Origin of the sequence: Oscillibacter sp. (genome assembly GCF_032060045.1) — a bacterium.
Taxonomy (GTDB): Bacteria; Bacillota; Clostridia; order Oscillospirales; family Oscillospiraceae; genus Oscillibacter.
On record NZ_DAMBZJ010000042.1, the window covers coordinates 11,252 to 18,970 of the forward strand.

General features: G+C 56.9%; 11 protein-coding genes. All 11 read left to right on the forward strand.

All coding sequences use genetic code 11. The annotated features are described in order from the left end of the window. Positions 1 to 915: hypothetical protein (locus RT018_RS13915; RefSeq protein ID WP_312942891.1), on the forward strand; the 915-nt coding region annotated here is incomplete at its 5' end. A gap of 54 nt (positions 916 to 969) precedes the next feature. Continuing rightward, positions 970 to 1,626, forward strand: coding sequence for a hypothetical protein (locus tag RT018_RS13920; RefSeq protein ID WP_312942892.1), 657 nt, complete (start codon positions 970 to 972; stop codon positions 1,624 to 1,626). Between the two features lie 15 nt (positions 1,627 to 1,641). Continuing rightward, positions 1,642 to 3,516: a hypothetical protein gene (locus RT018_RS13925; protein ID WP_312942893.1), complete on the forward strand. Its 1,875-nt coding sequence runs from the start codon at positions 1,642 to 1,644 to the stop codon at positions 3,514 to 3,516. A 10-nt stretch (positions 3,517 to 3,526) separates the two neighbouring features. Further along, entirely contained in the window at positions 3,527 to 4,570 is a 1,044-nt protein-coding gene (locus RT018_RS13930) for a carbohydrate-binding protein (RefSeq protein WP_312942895.1), read from the forward strand. After that, positions 4,554 to 5,066 carry a hypothetical protein gene (locus RT018_RS13935; RefSeq protein ID WP_312942896.1) on the forward strand — a complete coding sequence of 171 codons (513 nt, stop codon included), beginning with the start codon at positions 4,554 to 4,556 and terminating at the stop codon, positions 5,064 to 5,066. The genes RT018_RS13930 and RT018_RS13935 overlap by 17 nt, the downstream gene beginning before the upstream one ends. A 185-nt stretch (positions 5,067 to 5,251) precedes the next feature. Then, positions 5,252 to 5,689, forward strand: a complete 438-nt coding sequence (locus tag RT018_RS13940) for a hypothetical protein (protein ID WP_312942897.1) — start codon at positions 5,252 to 5,254, stop codon at positions 5,687 to 5,689. After that, on the forward strand, positions 5,682 to 6,125 hold the full coding sequence (locus RT018_RS13945; RefSeq protein WP_312942898.1) for a putative ABC transporter permease: 444 nt from the start codon (positions 5,682 to 5,684) through the stop codon (positions 6,123 to 6,125). The genes RT018_RS13940 and RT018_RS13945 overlap by 8 nt, the downstream gene beginning before the upstream one ends. Positions 6,126 to 6,138: 13 nt before the next feature. Next, complete coding sequence (locus RT018_RS13950; protein ID WP_312942899.1) at positions 6,139 to 6,612, forward strand: phage holin family protein; 474 nt, start codon at positions 6,139 to 6,141, stop codon at positions 6,610 to 6,612. A gap of 53 nt (positions 6,613 to 6,665) precedes the next feature. Next, positions 6,666 to 6,854 (forward strand): hypothetical protein, encoded by a 189-nt coding sequence (locus RT018_RS13955; RefSeq protein ID WP_312942900.1) that lies wholly within the window; start codon positions 6,666 to 6,668, stop codon positions 6,852 to 6,854. Positions 6,855 to 6,902: 48 nt separating this feature from the next. Next, positions 6,903 to 7,088, forward strand: coding sequence for a hypothetical protein (locus tag RT018_RS13960; RefSeq protein WP_312942901.1), 186 nt, complete (start codon positions 6,903 to 6,905; stop codon positions 7,086 to 7,088). Next, positions 7,085 to 7,657: a D-Ala-D-Ala carboxypeptidase family metallohydrolase gene (locus RT018_RS13965; RefSeq protein ID WP_312942902.1), complete on the forward strand. Its 573-nt coding sequence runs from the start codon at positions 7,085 to 7,087 to the stop codon at positions 7,655 to 7,657. The genes RT018_RS13960 and RT018_RS13965 overlap by 4 nt, the downstream gene beginning before the upstream one ends. The last annotated feature ends 62 nt before the right edge of the window (positions 7,658 to 7,719 follow it).

Here is a 7,719-nt window from a genome sequence, read left to right on the forward strand (position 1 = left end):
GGCGAGGGCTTTGAGCAGCAGAGCCTGCTGAAGCACCTGTTCCGCATGGATACCAGCCGCAACTTTGGCGAGAAATACACCGGGGACACCGCCATGGAGGATTTTGAACCCGTGGGCGAGGGCGGGACCTATCCCGAAAACAACTTTGGGGAGGGGTTTGACCAGACGCTGGAGCATATGACATGGAAAAACCGCTTCGTGGTCACCCGGGAAATGGCCGACGACAACAAAATCGGCTCCATGAAGAAGAAGGCCAGCAAACTGGTGACCGCCTATAACCGCACCCGGGAGAATTTCGGCCGGGCGCTGTATCTGGGCGGGCTTTCCGGAACCACTGTGACCTACAAGGGAAAGAAGTTCAAAACCACCTCGGCGGACCAGCAGTCCTTGTTTTCCAAAGCCCATCCGAATCTGGTGGACAATAAGAAGCAGAGCAATCTGTACGCCGACGTGTTTTCTGTCACTGCCCTTGACGCGGCGGAGGCAGCCATGCAGAACACCAAGGGCGACACGGGAGAGCTTTTGAGTGTGGCCCCGGACACCATTTGGATTCCTAACGATCCCATTTTGAAGCGGACGGTGTTTGCCGCTATCGGCGCGGACAAGGACCCCACTACCGCCAACAACGCCTTCAACTTCCAGTTTGGAAAGTGGAACGTGATGGTGGACCCGTATCTCACCTACATGATGAGCGTAATGGGCATCACGGGGAATCCGTGGTTTCTGCTGGACAGCAAGTTCTTTGAGGATCAGGACGGCCCCGTGTTTCTGGACCGCACGAAGCTGGATGTGAAGTCCGTGGTGGACAACAACAACGACAACAACATGTGGAATGGATTTGCCCGCTTCACCGGGGGCTTCGTGGACTGGCGGTTTGCGCTGGCGGGCGGCGTGACCGGCGGCTCGAATCTGTAAGGCAAAAGCCCGGGGGACAATCTCCCGGGCTTTTCCAAAAAAGGAGAAGATTTTATGACCTGGGCGGAAATCAAACTGAAAACCTTGCAGCTCATGTTTTCCAATGAGACGGCAGAGCTGACGGAGGACGACGGAAATCTGGAGTACATCAACGCCATGCCGGGGGTTTGCAACGACGCGCTCAGCATGGTGACGGCGCTGATTCCCGTCCGGGGCAAGTTCACCCTTATACTTTCGGCCGACGCGGCGGAGGCGGTGGAGGAAGACGGGAAGCTGACGCTGCCGGTGAATCCGAGCGCGGCCTATCAGGTGGAGCTGAAGGACTATTGCCCGGACTTCCGGGCGCTGGACGCGGACGAAATCTATCAGGACATTGACGGGACGCACCGGCGCATGACGGAATACAGCGTGGAGAACGAAAGCATTTTTGTGGTGAGCGGAGCCGCAGCGGAAACCGTGACCATTTACTATCTGCGCTATGCGACCCTGCTCACGTCCACCACAGACGGCGCGGCGGAGCTGAACGTACCCCGGGAGCTTGCGGAGCTTCTGCCGCTGTACATGGCATCTCAGCTTTATAAAGACGATGATCTTTCCATGGCTGTGCAGTACCGGAATGAATTTGAAGACGCGCTGCAAAAGCTTCAGAGCAGCCACCGCCAAAGGCCGACCGGGAGCGGGTCTTATCAAAATACCACTGGCTGGTGGTAAGAAGGGGAGGCACGAATGAGCACCTTTTCAATTCCGGAAGGGGACAGCAAGTACACAAAGGTCAACGAATACTTCCGGGGCGTTGACTTAAACAACAGCCCCAGCAACGTGGATTTCTCCCGCTCACCCAACGCGCCGAACATGATACGGGATCAGGTGGGTAAAGTACGGAAGCGCATGGGCTATACCACCATTGCGACCGCGCCCAACGGCGGGCGCATCAACGGCGTGTATGAGCTTGACGGAAAATGGCTGGTGCACGCCGGAGCGGCGCTGTATCTATGGGCATACGGAACCGACACGGAATGGACGGAGCTGGCTGCCGACATGGCGGACGCCTTTTCGGGCGCATTTCGATTCGATGAAAAACTGTACATCCTCGATGGCGCACATTTCCGGGTATACGACGGAACAAACGTGGCTCTGGTGAGCACGGAGGCATATGTGCCTACCGTTATCATCAGCCGGGCCCCCAGCGGCGGAGGAACGGCCTATGAAGCCCTGAACATGATCGGCACAAAATGGACCGAAACGTTTTTGGGGAAAGAATCCGATACCGTCTATCAACTGACGACCACGGATTTGGACAGCACCCCTGTTACAGCGGAAATTTTAAATAGCGGCGGAGACTGGGTTGAAAAAACAGAGGGGACAGACTTCACGGTCAACCGCGCGGCGGGGACGGTGACCTTTACCACGGCGCCGGGGGTAACACCGGTGACCGGGCAGGACAACGTGAAAATCACGGCGTCCAAGGACAGAGGGACGCTTGCCAATATTGAAAAATGCACCGTGCACACGGTTTACGGCGTGGGCGGCGCGGCAGACAGAGTTTTCCTTTCAGGAAATCCGGAAAAACCCGGCTTTGACTGGTACTCCGGCTTTGAAAACCCTGCGTTCTGGCCCGACACCGGGTACACGAAGGTTTCGCGGGACGGGAGAAAAGTGGTGGGCTACGTCATTCTGGGAAATACGCTTGCCACCTGCTTGGACGGAGACGAGGGAGAGCGCAACGTGGTGGTGCGGCAGGGGAGCATTGACGACTCAGGAGAGGCGCTGTTCAAGATTACCAACACGCTGATTGGAGAATGCGCGGCGGCTCCCCGCAGCTTTGCTTATATGGGCAAAGAGCCGGTATTCTTGACAAGGGCCGGGGTCTACGCCATCACGGCAGAGGAGCTGACCGGAGAAAAGTACACGCAGGAGCGAAGCTTCTTCATTCGCGGCGCACTGCGGGATGCCTCTGGTATCGCGGATGCATTTGCGGTGGTTTATCGGGACTTCTACGTGCTGAGCGTGGGCGGAGACATATACCTGCTGGACGGCCAGCAGAAGACCTATGAAAAAAACAACCCCTATTCCTCTTATCAGTATGAAGCCTATTTCTGGCCGGAAATCAATGCCCGGTGCCTGTGGGTAGAGGGAGAGACGCTGTATTTCGGGAAAGCGGATGGAACTATTTGCCGCTTTGCCGTGAACGTGGACGATCTGGAAAGCTACAACGACGACGGGACAGCCATTGAGGCCTATTGGGAAACCAGCGACTTTAGCGGCAAAGTCATGTTCAAGAATAAAACCATTACCTCCATTTCGGTGCTGCTGGCCGCGGCGGCGCTCACCGGCGTGAAGGTGGACGTTCAGAAAAAGGGTATCTGGAGCCAGATCTATGACGCAAAGGAAAAGGCCCGGTATTTTGATTGGAGCTATATCGACTTTTCCAAGTTTGTTTTCTCCGCGGACCGAACATCTCACACACTGGTGAGCAAAGTGAAAATCAAGAAGGTGGACAAGGTGCGGTTCCGGCTGAAAAACAGCGAAAAAAACGAACCGTTTGGTATCTACTCGTTTGGGCTGGAGTGGAAAGAACCCGGAAGCAATTACAAGGGATAAGGAGGAAAGTATGGACGCTTTACAGAAAATCACAGAAGCCCAGATGGATGCAAACGGCGTTTGCTCCGCGCCCAACGTCCTGAACGGTACCGTTGCGCAGAACAAAGCCGTGTTTGATAAGATGGTACGCCAGCTCGTGGCCCCGGCCTATAACGCGGCGGTGGATGCCATTGAGGAAATCAATGCCACAGAAACCGGGATTCAGGCGGAGGAAGCGCTGCGGGTAACGGCGGAGAGCGGGCGTTTAGGTGCAGAAAACGGCCGTGTGTCTGCGGAGGCGGAGCGGTTGTCGTCGGAGACATTGCGCAGCAGCGCGGAAAGCGCCCGGATTGGTGCGGAAACTGCGAGAAGCGCGGCGGAGAGCGGCCGGGTAAATGCGGAAAACGGACGCGCGGGAGCAGAACAGGGGCGCGTGAACGCGGAAACTGCGAGAGCTGCGGCGGAGGCGGCCCGTGCGGCAACGGAAGTCGCCAGAGTTGGTGCTGAAGCGCAGCGAGCCGCGGCGGAGAGTGCCAGAAATGTATGGGAAAGTTTTAACGCCGCGAAGGCGTATACGGCAGGGAACAAGGTGTCCTATCTGGGGAGCAGCTACGTGTGCATTCAAGCAGGGACGGGAAATCTGCCGACAAACACGGAGTTCTGGACGCTGATTGCGGCAAAGGGTGTTGACGGTGAGGGCGCGGGAGACATGCTGGCAACAACTTATGATCCAACTGGTAAGGCGCAGGATATTTTCGCTTACGCTGATCAAAAAGCGTCCGGCAGCGCGGCAACGGTGCAGGCCAACCTTGTGGCCCACACGGGGCGGACGGATAATCCTCACGGGGTAACGGCGGCGCAGATTGGGGCTATGTCTGTGGGTGCATTAAAGTTTACTGAGGTATTTCGGTCTTCCACACCGGGCGCTTACACTTATACTGCTGTTGCTGGCAAAACTTTGCTTATGGCTGTTATTGCTGGCGGCGGTGGTGGAGGTGGTGGCGGAAATACCTATAGTTGTTGGAGCAAAAGGAATACATGGAATTGGAGGAACAACTATGGCGCCGGCGGTTAATCCAACTAATGGAACTAATGGTGGGACGTCTTCATTCTTAAACTACCTTGCTTATGGTGGATATGGTGGACTAAATGGAACAAATAACACAGTAAGTCCTGCCAGTAAAACTGATGGTGGTGCTAAAGGTGGCAATGGTGGTAGGAATTATCAAGGAGATGGCATGACGTTAGCATCAAGTGGTGAATCTGCTATAGCTTCTCTTCTTGTTTCTCCGTATTCGTCACTCATAGCTGGTGGCGGAGGCGGTGGCGTAGGAGATTATAACCCGCCAGGGGCTGGAGGAATTTCTAATCTAGGAAATGGTGGAAACGGCGGAATAGGTTGGTATGGATCGAATCCTACAGTTAAACCGACTGCTGGTGGAGATGGAGGCATAGCGTGCGGTGGCGGCGGAGGTGGAACCGGAACACGTTCACAACAAAATGATATACCAGGTGCTGCGGGCGGAGATGGAGGCCCGGGTTTAGTTGTTGTATACGCAATGGGGGAGTAAACATGAAAATTGTTAGACTTGTCAGCAATAGGGTTATTGAAATCATACCTTCCTACGCAACACCAGTTGAGAAATGGTACAGCAAGGAATTTGCATCACACTGTATTGAAGCACCGGATGATGTCCAATCAAATTGGTACTATGATTCTGCAACTGAGGCTTTTTCTGAAACTCCAATATTAAATTTGGATACCGTTAAATCGGAAAGCAGCGAAGCCATCAAAGCGGCCTGTGCCGAGGCCATCACCGGGGGCTTCGACGCGGATGTGTTGGGGCGGGGGATGCTGCACTACACCCTGACGGAGATACAGCAGCGGGACCTTCAGACTCAGTATGCAGCCGTGCAGTCCGGAGCCACAGGAGTCTTTTGGCATGATACCAGCCGGGTAACGCATGAGGTTTACACGGCGACGCAGTTCACAGAGCTGTTTCAGCGTGGCTATGCCTACATCATCTCCTGCAAAATCCGCTCCGACTGGCTGGAGCAATTGGCCCATGATCTGGCCGACGCGGACAAGCTCACCGAGGCCGCTGCGGTGGACTGGAATACGCCGTTGCCGGAGGACTACCAGACGCAGTGTGACGCGCAGATTGCGGCAATGCTGGGAGGCGGCAATGAGTAAAGCGGGGGACGCGATTCTTTCCGGCCTGCTGGCGTGCTTCATCGGCACGGCGTATTTCCTGTTGGAAGTGGCGTGGAAGTCTGCCCGGGGCCATCCCGAGGGGATTAGCTGGACCATGCTGGTGCTGGCGCTGCTGCTGGGCCTCGTCATGGAGCGCATGGGCGCGGAGCTGCCGTGGCGGTGTCCCATCTGGGTGCAGGCAATTTTAAGCGGCCTTGCCATCACGGCGGCGGAGTTTCTTGCGGGGTGCATCGTCAATCTCTGGCTGGGCTGGGGCGTGTGGGACTACTCCGGAATGCCGGGAAATCTTTTGGGACAAATCTGCCTCCAGTTTGCGGGTTTGTGGTGCCTTGCCGCCGGGCCGGTGATTGTGGGGCTGGACTGGATGCGGTACGCCGTCCGGGGCGGCGAGAGGCCGCGATACTTTTTGAAATAAGAGGGAATTGGGAATGGAACACAATGCGTTGTTAAATACAAAAGCGGCTGTTGCCGCAATTCTGGCGGCGCTGACGGCCTTTTGGGGCTGGTTCGGGTGGCTGGTGGTGGTCTGGGTGGGCATGATGCTGCTGGACTGGCTGATTGGCAGCGCGGCGGCTTTCAAGAAAGGGAAGTGGAGCAGCGCGAAGCTGCGGGCCGGCGCGTGGCACAAAGGCGGCGAGGTAGTGATTGTGGTGGTCACTCTGGTGGCGGACTGGCTGATTGGTCTGGTTGTCGCAAATATTCCCGGCATTACGTTGCCGTTTGAGTATTCCGTGCTTCTGGCGCCGTTGGTAATTGTGTGGTACATCATCGGGGAGCTGGGCAGTCTCGCGGAGCACGCCGTGACATTCGGTGCGCCGGTTCCGGGGTGGCTGGTATCCGCGCTGGAGGCTGGGAAAAAGGCCGTGGACAGCGCGGGGGACAAGCTGACCGGAGATAAATAGTTGTAATCCAGCCGCAGGAGCGGCAGAAAATATATTTTTGGAGGTACATCAGTATGAACAATCCCGACATGAGCAGAAAGCCCGAACACGCAGGCCAGACCGTGCAGCAGGGCTGCTTTGCAATCACCTATGACGAGCTGGGCTACGCCACCAAGGCGGTGCTGACGAGCCACAGTCCCGGCGTGATCGTCGATGGGGAGCTGATCCCCGGTGAGCCGATCAAGCGGCCCGACGAGGAATAACACGGATGGGGGCGGGGCACAAGCCCCGCCACAGAAAGAAAGGTACATATGGAACTTTTGAAGAAGCGGCTGGCAAACCTTTTGACAATCAAAAGCCTTGTTACGGTCGTTCTGACGGCTGTTTTCGCCGCGTTGGCGCTGCGCGGAACCATCTCCGGCGCGGACTTCCTGACGGTATTTACGGTGGTCGTTGCGTTCTACTTCGGAACGCAGGCGGAGAAGGTGCAGAAATGAGCGTCAAGAACTATTCAAAGAGGACAAGCGGCGGCGTGAAGCTGTCCGCGAACTTCACCGTAGCGGAATTTGCCTGCCATGATGGGAGCAATACGGTGCTGATTTCCGAGGAGCTGGTGGCGCTGCTCCAGAAAATCCGGGGCCACTTCGGGAAGCCCGTCACCATCAACAGCGCCTATCGGACGGCGGCGTGGAACTCCGAGCAGGGCGGTGCTCCTAAATCCCAGCACCTTTTGGGCAAGGCGGCGGACATCACCATTGCGGGCGTGTCGCCGCTGACGATTGCGCAGTATGCGGAGTTTTTGCAGCCGGGGGCCGGGGGCATCGGTGTGTATCAATCCTTCACCCATGTGGATGTGCGGGCCGTCAGGGCGCGCTGGGACAGCCGCAGCGGCAGCGAGAAGGCCGTGCTGGGCTGGCCGGGGTATAAGGAGGCCTCCGAGTTGGACAAGGCCGTGGACAGGCTTGTAGCCGCTGGAGTGATTGACAGCCCCGACCGCTGGAAGTCTGGGAACTGGACAAAGCGGGCCGTGGAATTGCTGATTATCAAAATGGCAGGGAAGGTCTGACGGAGGCTGAGGCACGGCGGCCCGCTGAATATGTAAAGCCGAACAGGGCGGGGCGCTGCCCC

What these genes read in the sequence shown, in the direction of transcription:
- RT018_RS13920 (WP_312942892.1), top strand. Translation starts at nt 970, where the DNA reads ATGACCTGGGCGGAAATCAAACTGAAAACCTTGCAGCTCATGTTTTCC.
- RT018_RS13925 (WP_312942893.1), top strand. Translation starts at nt 1,642, where the DNA reads ATGAGCACCTTTTCAATTCCGGAAGGGGACAGCAAGTACACAAAGGTC.
- RT018_RS13930 (WP_312942895.1), top strand. Translation starts at nt 3,527, where the DNA reads ATGGACGCTTTACAGAAAATCACAGAAGCCCAGATGGATGCAAACGGC.
- RT018_RS13935 (WP_312942896.1), top strand. Translation starts at nt 4,554, where the DNA reads ATGGCGCCGGCGGTTAATCCAACTAATGGAACTAATGGTGGGACGTCT.
- RT018_RS13945 (WP_312942898.1), top strand. Translation starts at nt 5,682, where the DNA reads ATGAGTAAAGCGGGGGACGCGATTCTTTCCGGCCTGCTGGCGTGCTTC.
- RT018_RS13950 (WP_312942899.1), top strand. Translation starts at nt 6,139, where the DNA reads ATGGAACACAATGCGTTGTTAAATACAAAAGCGGCTGTTGCCGCAATT.
- RT018_RS13955 (WP_312942900.1), top strand. Translation starts at nt 6,666, where the DNA reads ATGAACAATCCCGACATGAGCAGAAAGCCCGAACACGCAGGCCAGACC.
- RT018_RS13960 (WP_312942901.1), top strand. Translation starts at nt 6,903, where the DNA reads ATGGAACTTTTGAAGAAGCGGCTGGCAAACCTTTTGACAATCAAAAGC.
- RT018_RS13965 (WP_312942902.1), top strand. Translation starts at nt 7,085, where the DNA reads ATGAGCGTCAAGAACTATTCAAAGAGGACAAGCGGCGGCGTGAAGCTG.